The 16,242-nt window shown below is 70.4% G+C and carries 15 protein-coding genes; 13 read left to right on the forward strand and 2 right to left on the reverse strand.

Annotated features, from left to right (window positions below; genetic code table 11):
* Positions 1 to 168: 168 nt before the first annotated feature.
* The 11 genes from FDP22_RS10885 (at position 169) to FDP22_RS10945 (ending at position 12,043) form a co-directional block, all read left to right on the forward strand.
* A complete protein-coding gene (locus tag FDP22_RS10885; protein ID WP_170317660.1) occupies positions 169 to 996 on the forward strand; it encodes a YihY/virulence factor BrkB family protein in 828 nt (275 codons plus the stop codon).
* Between the two features lies 1 nt (position 997).
* Positions 998 to 1,456 carry a cytochrome c maturation protein CcmE gene (gene ccmE / locus FDP22_RS10890; RefSeq protein WP_138572873.1) on the forward strand — a complete coding sequence of 153 codons (459 nt, stop codon included), beginning with the start codon at positions 998 to 1,000 and terminating at the stop codon, positions 1,454 to 1,456.
* Positions 1,457 to 1,536: 80 nt separating this feature from the next.
* Entirely contained in the window at positions 1,537 to 2,151 is a 615-nt protein-coding gene (locus tag FDP22_RS10895) for a holin-associated N-acetylmuramidase (protein WP_138572875.1), read from the forward strand.
* The gene (locus tag FDP22_RS24705) at positions 2,142 to 2,843 is read left to right on the forward strand and encodes a holin family protein (RefSeq protein WP_205910774.1); all 702 of its coding nucleotides are present in this window, start codon (positions 2,142 to 2,144) and stop codon (positions 2,841 to 2,843) included. The genes FDP22_RS10895 and FDP22_RS24705 overlap by 10 nt, the downstream gene beginning before the upstream one ends.
* 86 nt (positions 2,844 to 2,929) lie before the next feature.
* Positions 2,930 to 3,709 (forward strand): hypothetical protein, encoded by a 780-nt coding sequence (locus tag FDP22_RS10905; protein ID WP_138572877.1) that lies wholly within the window; start codon positions 2,930 to 2,932, stop codon positions 3,707 to 3,709.
* A gap of 127 nt (positions 3,710 to 3,836) precedes the next feature.
* Positions 3,837 to 5,897: a heme lyase CcmF/NrfE family subunit gene (locus tag FDP22_RS10910; protein ID WP_138572879.1), complete on the forward strand. Its 2,061-nt coding sequence runs from the start codon at positions 3,837 to 3,839 to the stop codon at positions 5,895 to 5,897.
* 5 nt (positions 5,898 to 5,902) lie between these two features.
* On the forward strand, positions 5,903 to 6,370 hold the full coding sequence (locus tag FDP22_RS10915; RefSeq protein WP_138572881.1) for a cytochrome c-type biogenesis protein: 468 nt from the start codon (positions 5,903 to 5,905) through the stop codon (positions 6,368 to 6,370).
* The gene (locus FDP22_RS10920) at positions 6,367 to 7,143 is read left to right on the forward strand and encodes an enoyl-CoA hydratase-related protein (protein ID WP_138572883.1); all 777 of its coding nucleotides are present in this window, start codon (positions 6,367 to 6,369) and stop codon (positions 7,141 to 7,143) included. The genes FDP22_RS10915 and FDP22_RS10920 overlap by 4 nt, the downstream gene beginning before the upstream one ends.
* A 1-nt stretch (position 7,144) precedes the next feature.
* The gene (locus tag FDP22_RS10925; RefSeq protein WP_138572885.1) at positions 7,145 to 9,958 is read left to right on the forward strand and encodes a bifunctional [glutamine synthetase] adenylyltransferase/[glutamine synthetase]-adenylyl-L-tyrosine phosphorylase; all 2,814 of its coding nucleotides are present in this window, start codon (positions 7,145 to 7,147) and stop codon (positions 9,956 to 9,958) included.
* Positions 9,959 to 9,969: 11 nt separating this feature from the next.
* The gene (locus tag FDP22_RS10930; RefSeq protein WP_138572887.1) at positions 9,970 to 10,884 is read left to right on the forward strand and encodes a histone deacetylase family protein; all 915 of its coding nucleotides are present in this window, start codon (positions 9,970 to 9,972) and stop codon (positions 10,882 to 10,884) included.
* 889 nt (positions 10,885 to 11,773) lie between these two features.
* The gene (locus FDP22_RS10945; RefSeq protein WP_138572891.1) at positions 11,774 to 12,043 is read left to right on the forward strand and encodes a hypothetical protein; all 270 of its coding nucleotides are present in this window, start codon (positions 11,774 to 11,776) and stop codon (positions 12,041 to 12,043) included.
* A 4-nt stretch (positions 12,044 to 12,047) separates the two neighbouring features.
* Here FDP22_RS10945 and FDP22_RS10950 read toward each other — a convergent pair whose 3' ends face one another.
* A complete protein-coding gene (locus FDP22_RS10950; RefSeq protein WP_138572893.1) occupies positions 12,048 to 13,427 on the reverse strand; it encodes a dipeptidase in 1,380 nt (459 codons plus the stop codon).
* Between the two features lie 176 nt (positions 13,428 to 13,603).
* Positions 13,604 to 14,752 (reverse strand): tRNA 2-thiouridine(34) synthase MnmA, encoded by a 1,149-nt coding sequence (gene mnmA, locus FDP22_RS10955; RefSeq protein WP_170317661.1) that lies wholly within the window; start codon positions 14,750 to 14,752, stop codon positions 13,604 to 13,606.
* 125 nt (positions 14,753 to 14,877) lie between these two features.
* Here mnmA and sciP point away from each other — a divergent pair, with 125 nt between their 5' ends.
* Both sciP and ctrA read left to right on the forward strand, forming a co-directional pair.
* Positions 14,878 to 15,150, forward strand: coding sequence for a CtrA inhibitor SciP (gene sciP, locus FDP22_RS10960; protein ID WP_138572895.1), 273 nt, complete (start codon positions 14,878 to 14,880; stop codon positions 15,148 to 15,150).
* Positions 15,151 to 15,273: 123 nt separating this feature from the next.
* Entirely contained in the window at positions 15,274 to 15,975 is a 702-nt protein-coding gene (gene ctrA, locus FDP22_RS10965; protein WP_138572897.1) for a response regulator transcription factor CtrA, read from the forward strand.
* The last annotated feature ends 267 nt before the right edge of the window (positions 15,976 to 16,242 follow it).

Consider the following 16,242-nt stretch of genomic DNA (forward strand, 5'->3'; position numbering starts at 1 on the left):
GGTAGCGTGCGGCCATGGTCGCGGGACGGGTGGGCGAAGGGCTCGCCCCGCGATGGCACTTCCGGAGGTGGCGACATCGAAAGCGGACCGACAGGGCAGACGAAGCCGGGCACCCCCCGGGCGGTTCCCGGCGTCAGCGCCGGCCTCCTCGGGCGGATGCCGGTGCCCGTGCGGGTTCTGGCGCGCGCCGGCGCGCGCTTCCTGCGCCATGAGGGCGACGTGGTGGCGGGCTATGTCGCCTATTCGGTGCTGCTGGCGATGTTCCCGTTCCTGATCTTCTGCGTGTCGCTGGCCGGTGTGCTGATCGGCCCGGCGCAGAGCGTGGAGGCGGTGGATTTCCTGTTCGAGATGCTGCCCAGCCACGTGGCGCAGACCCTTGCGCCGGTGGTGAACGAGGTGGTGTCGCGCTCCTCCCGCGGGGTGGTGACGATCTCGGCGCTGATCGCGATCTGGACCGCGTCGAACGGGGTGGAGGCGTTTCGCATCTCGCTCGACCGGGCCTATGAGGTGCGCACCCCGCGCAGCTATGTGATGCGGCGGATGGTGGCGATCTCGGTGGTGCTGCTGGGCACGCTCACCTTCGTGGTGCTGGGGCTGGCGATCGTGGCCGGGCCGTTGCTGATCCGGCTGGTGGAGAGCAGCCTGGACACCAGCATTCCCGGCGTGGTGAGCGTGGTGCGCTATGTCGTGGGCGTGGTGGTGCTGCTGTTCTTCCTCATGGTGCTGCACCGGCGGCTGGCGACCTCCTCCACCCGGCCGCGGCGGCTCTGGCCTGGCGTGCTGGTGAGTGCGGCGCTGTGGCTAGTCGGCGCGCTGGCCTTTTCCGCCTATCTCGACTATGCCCCGAGTTACACCGTGACCTACGGGACCCTGGCCGGTGTGATCATCACGATGTTGTTTCTTTACCTCACAGGCATCGTGTTCATCTTCGGGGCCGAAGTGAATGCCAGTCTCGAGGTGTCGCGCGAGGATGGCCCTGCCGTAGCGGGAGAGTGATTTGGCCGGATTGCGCAAGAAACAACGGATCCGCCTGATCATCATCGGGCTGGTGCTGATGGTCAGTGCTGCCGGCATGGTCGGCTACGCGATGCAGGATGGCATCGAGTTCTTCCGCGCCCCCTACCAGATCGCCGAACAGCAGCCGGGCCCCACCGTCCGCTTCCGCCTCGGCGGGATCGTGGAGGAAGGCAGCCTGAAGCGGGGCGAGGGCCTGGACACCCGTTTCAACATTCGTGACAACGTCTCCTCCGTGCCGGTGCGCTTCTCCCAGGTGCTGCCCGACCTGTTCAAGGAGGGCGAGATGGCCATCGCCTCCGGCCACCTGGTCGACGGCGTGTTCATGGCCGACAGCGTTCTCGCCAAGCATGACGAGAGCTACATGCCCCGCGAAGTGGTCGACGCGCTGAAGCAGCAGGGCGTGGACCATGAGGGCATGGAACCGGTTAGCGGAATGTAAATCCCGTTGCGCTAGTCTCCCGGCCCGGAGCCCCGCCGCGCCTGCGCCGCGGGTCTCCGGTTCATCAGCGGAGACATTTCATGCAATCAGTACGCGATATTGCGCGGGACATCGTTGCGCGTGAGGGCGGGTTCGTGAACGATCCCGACGATCCGGGCGGCGCCACCAACCACGGCGTGACCCTCCACACCCTGCGCGCCCTCGGCCGCGATCTCGACGGCGACGGCGACGTGGACGCGGCGGACGTCCGCGCGCTGCCGCTCGACGGCGCGGTGGAGATCTTCGTGGCGGAGTATTTCGAGCGGCCCGGCCTCGGCCGTCTGCCGCGCGCCCTCCAGCCGGCCGTCTTCGACATGCAGGTGAATGCCGGCGGCGCCGCGGTGCGCCTGCTGCAGGAGCTGCTGAACGCGGCCGGCTTCGGCCCGCTGGACGTGGACGGGGCGGCCGGCCCGCGCACCGCCGCCGCCGCCGCCCGCGCGGAGGCCGCGATGGGTGGCCTGCTCGTGGATGCCTACGGCGTGGCCCGGCGCAGCTGGTACTACGCGCTGGCCGACCGCCGTCCCACCAGCCGCAAGTACGCCACCCGGCGCGACGGCGGCAAGGGCGGCTGGATCACCCGCGCCGAGGAGTTCATCTCCCCCCGCTTCCGCCTCACCGAGGCCGAGCATCGCGCGAGGGTTGCGGCATGGGCATGATGAGCTGGCTCTTCGGCGGCGGCATCCGCCAGATCGCCTCCGGGGTGAAGGACGTCTCGGAGGTGTTCCGGGTGAATTCGGAGGCCGAGGCGGCCCGGCAATCCGGCGAATTCACCGGGGCGCTGGAGCAGTTCGGCGCCGAGTTCCGCGCCCAGCCGCAGGGCCGGTTCGCCGGGCTGGTGGACGGGCTCAACCGGCTGCCGCGCCCGGCACTGGCGCTGGGCTGCCTCGCGCTCTTCGTCTACGCGATGGCGGACCCGCTGGGGTTTTCCGTGCGCATGCAGGGGCTTCAGCTCATCCCTGAGCCGCTGTGGTGGCTGCTGGGGGCGGTGGTGTCCTTCTACTTCGGCGCGCGCGAGCTGCATTACCTGCGCGAGAACCGCCGGGTCTCGGCCGCCCCGGCAGATGTCGCCCGCACCCTCGCCGAGGTCGACCGTCTGCGCGCCCTGGCCCCCCGGCCGATCGAGGAGCCGGCCTTCACGCCGGAGCGCACGCCCGCGCCCCGGCCCGAGCCGAAAGCCCCCGACACCCCCATCCGGGTGTCTCCGCTCGCCGAGCCGCACATGGCGGCGCAGGAGGCCACCCCGGAGCCCCCGGCCGCCGCCCCCGAACCCGCCGCCTCGGCCCCCGTCACGGCCGAAGTGGCCGCCACCAACCCGCCGCTGGCCGAATACCTCGCCCGGACGGCCTGACGCCGCGCCCCTCCGAATGTCGGAGGGGCGTTTTTCGGCTCGCATGCTAGATTGCCCGAGTCCCGAAGGGTGGGGAGTGTGTGAAAGTGCAAGACTGGTGGATTGTCGTTTGTTCGTGGGTGATTGCCGAGGACACGTTCATCTTCAAGTGGCAGACGCTGATCGCTGGAGTTTTGGCATTTCTTGCGGCGGCATGGACCGTGCGGCTTCTGAGAAGGCAAATCTCGCAGGCCGAGGGCGCAGAGCGTGAGAGAAGAAGGGCTTCAGAACGTGCGGCGCGCGCTGCGCTGATACCAATCGTCGAAGATCTTAATATCTGGACGTTGAGCAGTGGCGCCATCCTGTACCAGTTCTACACTGAGGGTGAGCTCTATTCTCAAGCGAACTTCACGCTGAAGAAGGCGCCCACGATGGATGGCCTTCCGGATCGCGTGATTTCGAGCTTGCCGTCATTTGCATCGCAACTCGAAACAGGACTGTTCCCCCAGGCTATGACGCTTGTGAGATTGGCAACCTTGGTGAGCTCCCGGATTCGAAACCTAACGGACAAAACCTTACGGGCGGGGAGAGTGGTCGAACCAGTCTCGGAATTGCGGATGCTGCTCGCGGATTGTGCTGCGCTGCAGGTACACTGCGAAGCAATGCAAAGGTGTCTCGCGGAGGACATCATTCCGGCTACCACCCTTACGCAAGTCGATCAGGGAGTTCTGGCGCTGTACCGCTTCTCTGTAAGGAGCTTGGGAGGTGGAACGCAAGGTGGGGCCCCCCGGGACGAGATCCTCCTGATGATGCGGTCGGGAAGTTTGCTGCCTTTCGGCTTGGTGGAGGAGGTGGAGCGCAATCCTAGGCTGGTGGCATCGGAATAGGACCGGCATCGAGTGATGGATAGTGCTGACCCCGCCCACGAACCCGTGACCCCGCCGCCGCTTACCCTTTCCCCACACCTGCCCGACATGCTAGCCATGGCCGGAACAGACTGAGGAGTCCCCACCCGTGATCGCCGAGCTTGGTCATTTCGCCCTCATCCTCGCCTTCCTCGTGGCTGTCGTGCAGGCCGTGGTGCCGATGGTGGGGGCCTCGAAGGGCTGGAGCGACTGGATGCGCCTTGGCGTGCCGGCCGCGCACCTGCAGTTCCTGCTGACGGCGCTGAGCTTCGCCGCGCTGGTCCATGCCTTCGTGGTGTCGGATTTCTCCGTCCGGCTGGTGGCGGCGCACAGCCATTCGCTCAAGCCCATGCTCTACAAGGTGACCGGCACATGGGGCAACCATGAGGGCTCCATGCTGCTCTGGGTGCTCATCCTCACGCTGTTCGGCGCGCTGGTGGCCTGGCGCGGCGGCAATCTGCCGCCGGGGCTGCGCGCGCGGGTGCTCTCCGTGCAGGCGCTGATCGGCGTGGCCTTCTTCGCCTTCATCCTGTTCACCTCGAACCCGTTCGAGCGTCTCGCCAACCCGCCGGTCGACGGGAATGACCTCAACCCGCTGCTGCAGGACCCCGGCCTCGCCTTCCACCCGCCCTTCCTCTACCTGGGCTATGTGGGACTCTCGATGGCCTTCTCCTTCGCGGTGGCTGCGCTGATCGAGGGGCGGGTGGACGCGGCCTGGGCGCGCTGGGTGCGGCCCTGGACCCTCGCGGCCTGGATCGCGCTCACCATCGGCATCGCGCTCGGCTCCTACTGGGCCTATTACGAGCTCGGCTGGGGCGGCTGGTGGTTCTGGGACCCGGTGGAGAACGCCTCCTTCATGCCCTGGCTGGTGGCCGCGGCGCTGCTGCATTCCGCCATCGTGGTGGAGAAGCGCGAGAGCCTGAAGAGCTGGACCATCCTGCTCGCCATCCTCGCCTTCTCCTTCTCGCTCATCGGCACGTTCATCGTGCGCTCGGGGGTGATCACCTCCGTGCATGCCTTCGCGAACGACCCCACGCGCGGCGTGTTCATCCTCGGCATCCTCGCCATCGCCATCGGCGGGTCGTTCACCCTGTTCGCCTGGCGGGCGCAGCGGCTGGCGGCCAAGGGCGTGTTCGGGCTGGTGAGCCGGGAATCCGGACTGGTGGTGAACAACCTGCTGCTGGTGGTTGCCTGTTTCGTGGTGTTCCTGGGCACCATCTGGCCGCTGATGGTGGAGTTCGTGAACGGGGAGAAGGTCTCCGTCGGGCCGCCGTTCTTCGACAGTGCCTTCACGCCCTTCATGGTGCTGCTGGCGCTGGTGCTTCCGGTGGGCGCGATGCTGCCGTGGAAGCGCGCGCAGACGGGCCGGGTGGTGCGGCCGCTGCTGCCCGCGCTGGTGCTGGCGCTGGCCGTGGCCGGGCTGGTCTGGGCGATGCAGAGCGGGCGCAGCCTGCTGGCGCCGATCGGTCTGGGGCTCGCCGCGTGGCTGGTGCTGGGCGCGCTCACCGATCTCGCCACCCGCGCCCGCGCCGGGCGCGCCGGGCCGGCCGAGATGCTGCGCCGGCTGGTGAACCTGCCGCGCGCCGAATGGGGCAAGTCGGTGGCCCATGCCGGGCTCGGGCTCACCTTCCTCGGCGTCGCCGCCGTCTCCGCCTGGCAGACGGAGGATGTGCGGGTGCTGCGCGCGGGGGAGAGCTTCGAGCTTTCCGGCTACACCATCACCCTCGACAGCGTGACGCCCCTGCCGCTGGGCGCCGATTTCCATGTGGCGGGCTGCACCGCGGAGCACGGGTTGCTCGGCCTCGCCGGGCTGTTCGGCGAGGAGGGCGCGCGCAACTTCTCCACCGATCTCGGCCGCTTCCACGTGGACCAGGGCGGCCGCCGGGTGGCCACGCTCTGCGCGGAGAAGCGCTTCTACCCGGTGCAGCAGATGCCCACCACCGAGGCGGCCATCGACATGGGCTTCACCCGCGACCTCTACGTGGTTCTGGGCGACCCTCAGCAGGCCGGCGGCTGGGCGGTGCGCAGCTACGTGAAGCCCTTCGCGAACTGGATCTGGCTCGGCGCGCTGGTGATGGCGCTGGGCGGGGCGCTGAGCCTGTCGGACCGGCGCTACCGGGTGGGCGCCGCCGTGCGCCGGCCGGCCGCCTCCGCGGTTCCGGCGGAGTAGGGCGGATGCGCGCGCTCCTGGTGCTGCTGTTCATGGCGCTGGCCGGGCCTGTGCTCGCGGTCCAGCCGTCGGAGATGCTGGCCGATCCGGCGCTGGAGGCGCGGGCGCGGCAGATCTCCGAGGGGTTGCGCTGCCCGGTCTGCCGCAACGAGAGCATCGACGAATCGAACGCCGACATCGCGCACGACCTGCGCATCCTGGTGCGCGAGCGCCTGGCGCAGGGCGACACGGACGCGCAGGTGGTGGACTATATCGTGGACCGCTACGGCGATTTCGTGCTGCTGCGCCCGCGCTTCGGCGGCTCCACCTGGGCGCTGTGGCTGGCCGGCCCGGCGCTGCTTCTGGTCGGGGGCGGGATCGCGGCACTGTTCATCGCGCGCCAGCGCCGCGGGATGCGCCGCCCGGGCGCGGGTGTGGAAACCCTGACGGAGGAGGAGCGCCACCGGCTGGACGCGCTCCTACACGAGCGATGAGCTATGACACGCTGGGCTTCGAGCTGCGCGGCGGCGTCGCCTGGCTGACGCTGGACCGCCCCGGGGCGCGCAATGCGCTGAACGCCCGGATGCGCAGCGACCTGCTGCATGCCCTGCGCCGCGCCGGGGCGGAGGCGCGGGTGGTCGTGCTCACCGGCGCGGGGGAGGATTTCTGTGCCGGGCAGGACCTGGGCCTGCGCCGCACCGCCGCCGACCTGGACCATGAGCGCGCGCTGATCGAGGAATACGCGCCCCTTGTCACCACGCTGGCGGAGTGCCCGGTGCCGACCATCGCCGCGGTGAACGGCACGGCGGCGGGCGCGGGGGCCAGCCTCGCGCTGGCCGCGGATGTGGTGATCGCCGCGGATGACGCGCTGCTGAGCTTCGCGCAGGCCCGGCTGGGGCTCTCGGTCGATGCGGGGGCGAGCTACTGGCTGCCGCAGGCCGCCGGCCTGCCCCGGGCCATGGGCGCGGCCCTCTTCGCCGAGCCGGTGCGCGGCGCGCAGGCCGCAGAATGGGGGCTGATCTGGGAGGCGGTGCCGCGCGCCCGGTTCGCCACCCATGTGGCACAGCGCGCCGCGGCGCTGGCGGCCGGGCCCACCCGCGCCTATGCCGCCATCAAGCACAGCCTGCGGGCCGGCCATGCCCGGGCGCTGGAAGCCCAGCTGGCGCTGGAGGCGTCCGAGCAGGGCGCCGCCCTGCGCAGCCGCGACCACGCGGAGGCGCTGGTTGCCCTGCACGAGGGCCGGCCGCCGCGCTTCGAGGGGCGGTGAGATGCAGCCGCTCGCCGCCCGCATCACCCGATTTCCGCTTGCCGCCGATCCGGAGCGTGCGGCCGATATCCTGGCCGGCCTGCCCGGGGGGCTGCCGGAGCCGCTGACCCGGCTGGCCGGGGCCACGGCCGGGTCGAGCAACTTCCTCGCCGGGCTGATCGCCGCCCAGCCGGAGGTGCTGGCCGATCTGGCGGCGCGCGCGCCCGAGGCCATCCTTGCCGACATCCTGGCCACGCCGCCGGGCCCGGACCCCGACCGGATGCTGCGCGAGGCCAAGCGCCGGCTGGCGCTCGTCACCGCGCTGGCGGACCTGGGCGGGGTGTGGAGCCTGTCCGAGGTGACCGGCGCGATCACCGATTTCGCCGATTACGCGGTGCAGACTGCGCTGCGCCACCACCTCGCCGCCGCCATCGAGCGCGGCCGCCTGCCGGAGAGCGCGCGGCAGGACCACGGCGGCATGTTCGTGCTGGCCATGGGCAAGATGGGCGCGCGCGAGCTGAACTATTCCTCCGACATCGACCTCATCTGCCTGTTCGACGAGCGCCGCTACCCGCCGGATGCCTATGCCGGCATCCGCGCCGGGTTCGTCCGGGTCACCCAGGGGATGGTGCGCACGCTCTCCGCCCAGACCGCGCATGGCTATGTGCTGCGCACCGACCTGCGCCTGCGGCCGGACCCGTCCGTCACGCCGGTGTGCATCGGCATGGGCGTGGCCGAGACCTACTACGAATCGCTGGGCCGCACATGGGAGCGCGCGGCGATGATCAAGGCACGGCCCTGCGCGGGGGATCTCGTGTCCGGCCAGGCGTTTCTCGACAACATCACCCCGTTCATCTGGCGCCGGCACCTGGATTTCGCCGCCATCGAGGACGCGCATGACATGCAGCGCCGCATCCGCGACCACAAGGGCCTGCACGGGCCCTGCGTGGTGCCCGGGCATGACGTGAAGCTGGGCCGCGGCGGCATCCGCACCATCGAGTTCTTCGCGCAGACCCGGCAGCTGATCTGCGGGGGGAGGGACCCGGAGCTGCGCTGCGAGCAGACGGTGCCGGCCCTGCACGCCCTGGCCCGGCGCGGCTGGATCCAGTCCGAGGTGGCCGAGGCGCTGTCGGAGGCCTATGTCGCCCATCGCAGCCTGGAGCACCGCATCCAGATGCTGGAGGACGCGCAGACCCACGTGATCCCGCGCAGCGACCCGGCGCGCGCCCGGCTGGCGGCGCTCTGCGGTGAGGCGGATCTCGCCCGGTTCGACGCCTCGGTGAAGCGGCGGTTCGAGCAGGTGGACCGGCTCACGGAGGCGTTCTTCTCCCCCAACGGCGCCGGGCCCGCCCCGGCGGTGGACGAGGAGGGGCTGCAGGCGCTGGGCTATGCCCGCCCGGCGATGGTGACCGGCCTGCTGGACCGCTGGCATGCCGGGCTGATCCCGGCCACGCGGGCGGACCGGGCGCGCGCCATCCTCAAGCGCATCGAGCCGGAGATCGTGTCGCGTCTGGCCCGGGCGGCGAACCCGGACGAGGCCTTCGCCCGGTTCGACAGCTTCCTCTCCGGCCTGCCGGCGGGGGTGCAGCTTCTCTCCCTGCTGGAGGCGAACCCCCAGCTTCTGGACCTCCTGGGCGAGGTCTTCGCCGCCTCGCCGCGGCTGGCCGGGGAGATGGCGCGCCACCCCGGCGTGCTGGACCCGGTGCTGGAGGGCGGGTTCTTCGGCCCGGTGAAGCCGCTCGACAGCCTGCTGGAGGCGCTGGGTGGCATGCTCTCGCGCGCCGGGGATTACGAGCAGGTGCTCGACGCGGCCCGGCGCTGGGACCGGGAGATGCGCTTTCGCATCGGCGTGCAGCTTCTGCGCGGCATCGCCACGGCGGAGGAGGCGGGCGCCGCCTTCACCCGTGTGGCGGAGGCCTCGCTGCGCGCGCTGCTGCCGCATGTGGAGGCCGCCTTCGCCGAGCGCTTCGGCCCACCCCCCGGGCGCGGCCATGCCATCCTTGGCATGGGCAAGCTCGGCTCGGGAGAGATGACCATCTCCTCCGACCTGGACCTCATCGTGATCTACGATCCGGCGGGGGAGACCGAGTCCGCCGGCCCGCGGCCGCTGGCCGTCACCGCCTATTACGCCCGGCTCACGCAGGCGCTCGTCTCCGCGCTGTCCTCTCCCACCGCGGAGGGCACGCTCTACGCGGTGGACATGCGCCTGCGCCCCTCCGGGCGGCAGGGGCCGGTGGCCGTCTCGCTCTCCGCCTTCGGGCAGTACCAGTGCCACGAGGCCTGGAGCTGGGAGCACATGGCCCTCACCCGGGCGCGGATCGTCTCCGGCCCGGGCCCGGTGGGCGAGGACGTGTCGGCGGTGATCGGCCGGGTGCGGACCGCGCGGCGGGACGCGGAGGGCCTGCTCGCCGATGCGCGCGACATGCGCAGCCGGCTGGGCCGCGCGCATTCCGGGCAGGCGGCGCGGATCTGGGAGGTCAAGCACCGGCCCGGCGGGATGATGGACATCGAACTGCTGGTCCAGACCGGGCTGCTTGCCACGCGCCTCTCCGACGTGCGCGCGCCGCGCCAGGCCATCGCGCCGCTGGTGGCGGCGGGGTTCATCGCGGCCGATGCGGGAGAGGTGCTGTCCGAGGCGCTGCACCTGCAGACCATCGTGCAGCACTACGCCCGGCTGTCGGTGGAGGGCACCTTCACCCCGGAGGCCGCCGGAACCGGGCTGGTGGAGGCGCTGATCCGCGCCACGGGCGATCCGGACCTCGCCCGGCTCGCCACCCGGCTGGAGCGGCTCACCGACAGCGCGGCGCAGATCGTGGCCAGGCGGCTCGGGGGGTGAGTGCGCCGGGCATGCCGCCGCTGGTCTGGCATCCGGATTACACGATCACGCTCAGCCGGGGGCGGCGGTTCCCGATGTCGAAATACGGTTACCTGCGCGCAGCCCTGGTGCGCCGGGGCATGATGCCGGAGAGCGGCGGATACCTGGCCCCGGCGCCTGCCAGCCTCTCGCGCATCGCCCGGGTGCACGAGATCGGCTATGTCGAGCGGGTGTTCGACGGGCGGATGACCCGGGCGGAGCTCCTGGGCATCGGGCTGGGCAGTTCGGAGCACATCGCCCGGCGCAGCCGGCTTGCCTGCGCCGGCACGCTGCTCGCCGCCCGGCTGGCGCTGGAGCACGGGCTGGCCTGCAATCTGGCCGGCGGCTCGCACCATGCCGGGCCGCTCTCCGGCGCGGGCTACTGCGTGTTCAACGACGTGGCCGTGGCGGCGCGCTCACTGCTCGACGAGGGGGCGGTCTCCCGCGTCACGGTGGTCGACCTCGACGTGCACCAGGGCGACGGCACCGCGCGCATCTTCGACGGCGATCCGGACGTGACCACCTTCTCCCTGCATGCCGAGGCGAACTACCCGCGCGAGAAGGCCCGCTCCAGCCTGGACATCGGCCTGCCCGACGGCACCGGCGACGCCGCCTATCTCGACACGCTCTCCGCCGCGCTGGACCGGGTGCTGGCCGGGCCGCGGCCGGGGATCGTGTTCTACAATGCCGGTGCGGACCCGGTGGCCGAGGACCGGCTGGGCCGGCTCTCGCTCACCCGCGCCGGGCTGGCGGCGCGCGACCGCATGGTGCTGTCGCGGCTGCGCGCCCTCGGCCTGCCGGTGGTCACCGTGCTCGGCGGCGGCTACGGGCATGACCCGCTCGAGGTGGCGGAGCGGCATGTGCTGTTGATCGAAGCCGCCCGCGACAGCCTTGCCAGCGTCGCCTGACAGGCGCAGGGCCTTTCTGTGCTGTGCTGTGCTGTGCTGTGCTGTGCTGTGCTGTGCTGTGCTGTGCTGTGCTGTGCTGTGCTGTGCTGTGCTGTGCTGTGCTGTGCTGTGCTGTGCTGTGCTGTGCTGTGCTGTGCTGTGCTGTGCTGTGCTGTGCTGTGCTGTGCGGGAGCGGCCAAGCCAAGCCTGGCCAGGCTGAACCGGTCCCGTGGGCGCACCGCCGGAGAGGCCCGGGCAAGTGACCGGCCGTGTGCGCCGCGGGGGGCTTGGATGGGCCGCCGAAGCGGCCGCCGCGGGATCGGGTGGCGAGCGAAGGGGAAGGGCAAGGGCAAGGGAGGGGGACAGGGACAGGGACAGGGACAGGGACAGGGACAGGGAAGGATGCAGAGCCTCTGCAGCCGAAGGAAGCGGTGCGCCCCGCCCGCCACGGCATCAGGGGGCGGCGAAGCGGTGCCGAGCCCCCGCAGTAAAAGTCGGGGGCGCGCCGAGGCCGCTGTCGGACGGCCCGGCAGAAGCGCTCCGGGCCCCGGGCCGGGGCGCCGCTGACCGGGAGCGCCGGGTACGCCGGGACGGGACGAGGCGCATCGGGGCGAGGGCCCGCGCCCGGCAGGCGCGACGCGGTTCCGCCGATCGGTTCCGCGGGCGGCCGTCAATCAGTTGTGATCGTGCGGTCCTTGGAACAAGCCCGGTGCCGCCCCACTTCCTGAGGCAGCGGCGGCTCCGGCCACGGTCCGCCGCGCGACCCGCCGTAGTCCCTCTCTCACACCGACATCAGCGGCGGGTCGCATTTTTCCCCGCTCGGGCCCCTTCGCCCCGTGCGCGAGGGCCGCGCCGGCGCTTGCGCGGGCCGGCGCGCGGATGTAACGCCTCGGTGAGAGGAGGCAGCCGCATGCCCGACAAGCACACCAGCCCGGAAGACCCGCGCGGCCTCATCGCCGAGTCCTACCGCATGGAAGGCATCGCCGCGCAGGATTGCCGGTCGATCTATTTCGACTGGGCGCTGGGCATGCCCGAGGGCACGGACCTCGCGGAGATGACCCGCCGGCTGCACGCCCGCTTCGCCCCCGCGGCCCCGGACCACCCGATGAGCGCGGTGCTGGCCGAAGGCGCGGAGCGCACCGCCGCCCGGCCGGAACGGCGCAGGCGGCGGAAGAGCTGAGGCCTCAGGCCTTCGCCAGCGCCTCGAGGATCCGCGCCCAGCTGCGCGTGCCCTTGTGGAACGAGCGCAGCTCGTACTTCTCGTTGGGCGAATGGATCTGGTCATCGTCCAGCCCGAAACCCACCATCAGGCTGTTCATCCCGAGGATCTTGCGGAAATGCCCGACGATCGGGATGGACCCGCCCATGCCGGAGAACACGGCCTCGGTGGCCCATTCCTCGGTGAGGGCGGCCTGGGCCGCGGTGAATTCCGGCGTGTCGGTGGGAAGCTCGGTGGCCATGGAGCCGCCGTGCGGCTTGTACTCCACCGTCACGTCGGCGGGCAGGCAGCTCTCCACGTAAGCGCGCAGGGCGGCGCGCAGCGTCATCGGGTCCTGCTGGCTCACCAGCCGCATCGACACCTTGGCCGAGGCCTGCGCCGGCAGCACGGTCTTGAAGCCCTCGCCGGTGTAGCCGCCGATGATGCCGTTGAACTCCAGCGTCGGGCGCGACCAGATCTGCTCCAGCGCGGAATAGCCCTGCTCGCCGGCCGGCACCTTCAGCCCCACCTCGCCGAGGAAGGCCTCGCCGTCGAAGTTCAGCGCGTCCCACTGCGCCTTGATCTCGGCCGGCAGGTCGGCCACGCCGTCGTAGAAACCGGGCAGGGTGACCCGGCCCTCCGTGTCATGCAGCCCGGCGAGGATCTTCGCCAGCACGCGGATCGGGTTCGCGGCCGGGCCGCCGAAGGCGCCCGAATGCAGGTCCTTGCTGGCCGCCTTCACGGTGATCTGCTCGCCCAGCATGCCGCGCAGGCGGGTGGCGATGGCCGGGGTGTCGCGGTCCAGCATGCCGGTGTCGCAGACCAGCGCCAGCTCGGCCTTCAGCTCCTCCGCATGGGCCTCCAGGAAGGGGATGAGCGAGGGCGAGCCGGATTCCTCCTCGCCCTCGAACAGGATGGTGATGTTCGCCGGCAGCGCGCCCGTCACCGCCTTCCAGGCCCGGCAGGCCTCCAGGAAGGTCATCAGCTGGCCCTTGTCGTCGGACGCGCCGCGCGCCCGGATCACCTGGCCATGCGGGGTGTCCTCGATCATCGGCTCGAAGGGCGGGCGGGTCCACAGCTCCAGCGGGTCCACCGGCTGCACGTCGTAATGGCCGTAGAACAGCAGGTGCTTGCCGCTGCCGCCGGAATGGGCCACGACCATCGGCCGGCCCGGCGTGTCATGGCGCGTGGCCTCGAAACCGAGCGACTTCAGGTCCTCCACCAGCCAGTCCGCCGCCTTCTCGCATTCCGCGGCATAGGCCGGATCGGTGGAGATGCTCTCCATGCGCAGCAGGTCGAAAAGCCGCTCCAGCGCCTGGGGCTGGTCGGCATCGATATGGGCGAGAACGTCGTCGAGCTGCGACATGCAGAGGCTCCTTTCGGGAAATCCGGCGATCCGCGGCAGAGGCTATGCCGCGGCCCGGCGCGTGTCCAGAACCCCCGGGCGGAATGCGCCTCAGCTCCGTGCGGGCCGGCCCGGACGCGTCGCCGCGGTCCCCGCCCCGATCCCGCGTGGAAAGCGTCCCGCCATGGGGCGGTGCTTCAGCCGCGGTGGATCCAGCCGCCGCCCAGCACCCGGTTGCCCTCCGGCGCGTAGAACACGCAGGCCTGCCCCGGGGCCACGCCCTCCTCGGCCGAGAGCAGCTCCACGCGCGCCGTGTCCGGCCCGGTGGGGTGGATGCGCGCGGGCCGCGGCGGGCGGGCGGAGCGGACCTTCACCATCATCTCCCAGCCGCCCTCGGGCGCCTGTTCGAAGGCGGCGTGGCCCAGCCAGTTGATCTCGCGCACTGGGATCTCGCGGATGGCGAGCGCCTCGCGCGGGCCGACGATCACCTGCCGCGCGTCCGGATCGAGCTTGACCACGTAGAGCGGCTCGCCCCCGCCGATGCCGAGACCGCGGCGCTGGCCCACGGTGTAGTGCAGCACGCCCGCGTGGCGGCCCAGCCTGCGGCCGTCGAGATGCACGATCTCGCCCGGCTCGGCGGCGCCGGGGCGCAGCTTCGCGATCACGTCGGCATAGCCGCCCTCGGGCACGAAGCAGATGTCCTGGCTGTCGGGCTTGTCGGCCACGGTGAGGCCGAATTCGGCGGCCAGTGCCCGGGTCTCGGCCTTGCTCTTCAGGTGGCCCAGCGGGAAGCGCAGGTAGGAAAGCTGCTCGGGGGTGGTGGTGAACAGGAAGTAGGACTGGTCGCGCCCGGGGTCGGCGGCACGGTGCAGCTCCGGGCCCTGCGCGCCCTCGAAGCGCTGCACGTAATGGCCGGTAGCCATGCAGTCGGCGTCGAGCTCGCGCGCGGTCTCCAGCAGGTCGCGGAACTTCACCCGCTCGTTGCAGCGCACGCAGGGAATGGGCGTGGCACCGGCGAGATAGCTGTCGGCGAACTCGTCGATCACGCTCTCGCGGAAGCGGTTCTCGTAGTCGAGCACGTAGTGGGGAAAGCCCATCACCTCGGCCACGCGGGAGGCATCGTAGATGTCCTGCCCTGCGCAGCAGGCGCCCTTCTTCTGCAGGGCGGCGCCGTGGTCGTAGAGCTGGAGCGTGACGCCCACCACGTCGTAGCCCTCGCGCTTGAGCCGGGCTGCGACCACCGAGCTGTCCACCCCGCCGGACATGGCGACGACCACCCGCGTTTCGGCGGGCGGCTTGGCGAATCCGAGGCTGTTGAGGCCCGGTGCGGGCAGGGCGTTGAGCATGACGTTCTCCTTGCGGCCCTTATATAGGCGTGGCCCCGCGCGTCACAAGCGAGGTTTCACCCCCCATTAAGCCATTGGGACTAGCCTTTCCCGTGGGTGAATATGAGTGAAATGAGTGGGGTAGAATGTATATCAAGCGGGTGAACGGCCCTGTCTTCGCGACGGGGCTGAACGGAGAAGTCATAACGCGCTCGGATCTGCCGCCGGCAGATACCAAGCGCTGGGTCGCGCGCCGCAAGGCCGCGGTCGTCGCGGCCGTGAACGGCGGCCTGATCACCGCCGAGGAGGCGTGCAGGCGATATGCCCTGTCGATGGAAGAACTGGATGCCTGGCGCGATGCGGTCGCCCGGCACGGGGCGCGTGCCCTTCGGGTAACGACAATGCAGACATTTCGTTAGTCTGCTTATAGTTATACGAGGGCGCCCGCTCCCGAAACGGGTTTGCAATAGTAACTCTATGTTTACTATTGTTGCTCCAGACTGGTTAACTGTTGGTGGGGAGGCAGTCTCAGGAGAGTTTCTATGCGTGTTCTACTGGTTGAGGATGATCCGACGACCTCGCGCAGCATCGAGATGATGCTGAGCAAGGCGAACCTGAATGTGTACACCACAGATCTCGGAGAGGAGGGAATAGATCTCGCACGCCTGTATGATTACGACCTCATCTTGCTGGACCTGAACCTGCCGGACATGACCGGCTACGAGGTTCTTCGCCAGTTGAGGGTGTCCAAGATCGCGACGCCGATCCTCATCCTTTCGGGGCTCGACGACACCGAGAACAAGATCCGCGGCTTCGGCGTGGGCGCGGATGATTACATGACCAAGCCTTTCAACAGCGACGAACTGGTGGCCAGGATCCATGCCATCGTGCGGCGCTCCAAGGGCCATGCGCAGTCTGTGATCGAGACCGGGAAGGTCCGGGTGAATCTCGATGCCAAGACGGTCGATGTCGCCGGGAAGCCGGTGCCGCTGACCGGCAAGGAATACCAGATGCTCGAGCTGCTGTCGCTCCGCAAGGGGACGACGCTGACCAAGGAAATGTTCCTAAACCATCTCTACGGGGGCATGGACGAACCGGAGCTCAAGATCATCGACGTGTTCATCTGCAAGCTGCGAAAGAAACTTTCCGTTGCCACGGAAGGGGACAACTACATCGAGACTGTCTGGGGGCGCGGCTACGTGCTCCGCGATCCGGTTCCTTCACAGGCCGCCATGGCCGGCTGAGGAAGGCATCCGGGCAGGGCCGGGAGGTGGGCATCCGCCCCTCACCCGGCGCCTCGGACTGCCGTCACGCGGCGGGCATCCCTCCATGACCAGGCCGGACAGGCATGTGTCATCCTGCGGCCCGTGGTGCAGGCTGAAACCCGACAGGGCGGACGCAGCCCCTCCGGACAGGGCCGGTCGTGGGTGTGATCGGCGCGGGCAGGAGCGATACGGTTCAGTCATTCATTTCGGACCGAGCGATGAATTGGCGCGCAGCAGCCGAGGCGT

It is taken from the genome of Paroceanicella profunda, assembly GCF_005887635.2.
Taxonomy (GTDB): Bacteria; Pseudomonadota; Alphaproteobacteria; order Rhodobacterales; family Rhodobacteraceae; genus Paroceanicella; species Paroceanicella profunda.

Bases quoted from the DNA above. Each gene is read 5' to 3' on its own strand.
- FDP22_RS10895 (WP_138572875.1), top strand. From the start codon at position 1,537: ATGCAATCAGTACGCGATATTGCGCGGGACATCGTTGCGCGTGAGGGC.
- FDP22_RS24705 (WP_205910774.1), top strand. From the start codon at position 2,142: ATGGGCATGATGAGCTGGCTCTTCGGCGGCGGCATCCGCCAGATCGCC.
- FDP22_RS10915 (WP_138572881.1), top strand. From the start codon at position 5,903: ATGCGCGCGCTCCTGGTGCTGCTGTTCATGGCGCTGGCCGGGCCTGTG.
- FDP22_RS10920 (WP_138572883.1), top strand. From the start codon at position 6,367: ATGAGCTATGACACGCTGGGCTTCGAGCTGCGCGGCGGCGTCGCCTGG.
- FDP22_RS10925 (WP_138572885.1), top strand. From the start codon at position 7,145: ATGCAGCCGCTCGCCGCCCGCATCACCCGATTTCCGCTTGCCGCCGAT.
- FDP22_RS10930 (WP_138572887.1), top strand. From the start codon at position 9,970: ATGCCGCCGCTGGTCTGGCATCCGGATTACACGATCACGCTCAGCCGG.
- FDP22_RS10945 (WP_138572891.1), top strand. From the start codon at position 11,774: ATGCCCGACAAGCACACCAGCCCGGAAGACCCGCGCGGCCTCATCGCC.
- FDP22_RS10950 (WP_138572893.1), bottom strand. From the start codon at position 13,427: ATGTCGCAGCTCGACGACGTTCTCGCCCATATCGATGCCGACCAGCCC.
- mnmA (WP_170317661.1), bottom strand. From the start codon at position 14,752: ATGCTCAACGCCCTGCCCGCACCGGGCCTCAACAGCCTCGGATTCGCC.
- sciP (WP_138572895.1), top strand. From the start codon at position 14,878: ATGTATATCAAGCGGGTGAACGGCCCTGTCTTCGCGACGGGGCTGAAC.
- ctrA (WP_138572897.1), top strand. From the start codon at position 15,274: ATGCGTGTTCTACTGGTTGAGGATGATCCGACGACCTCGCGCAGCATC.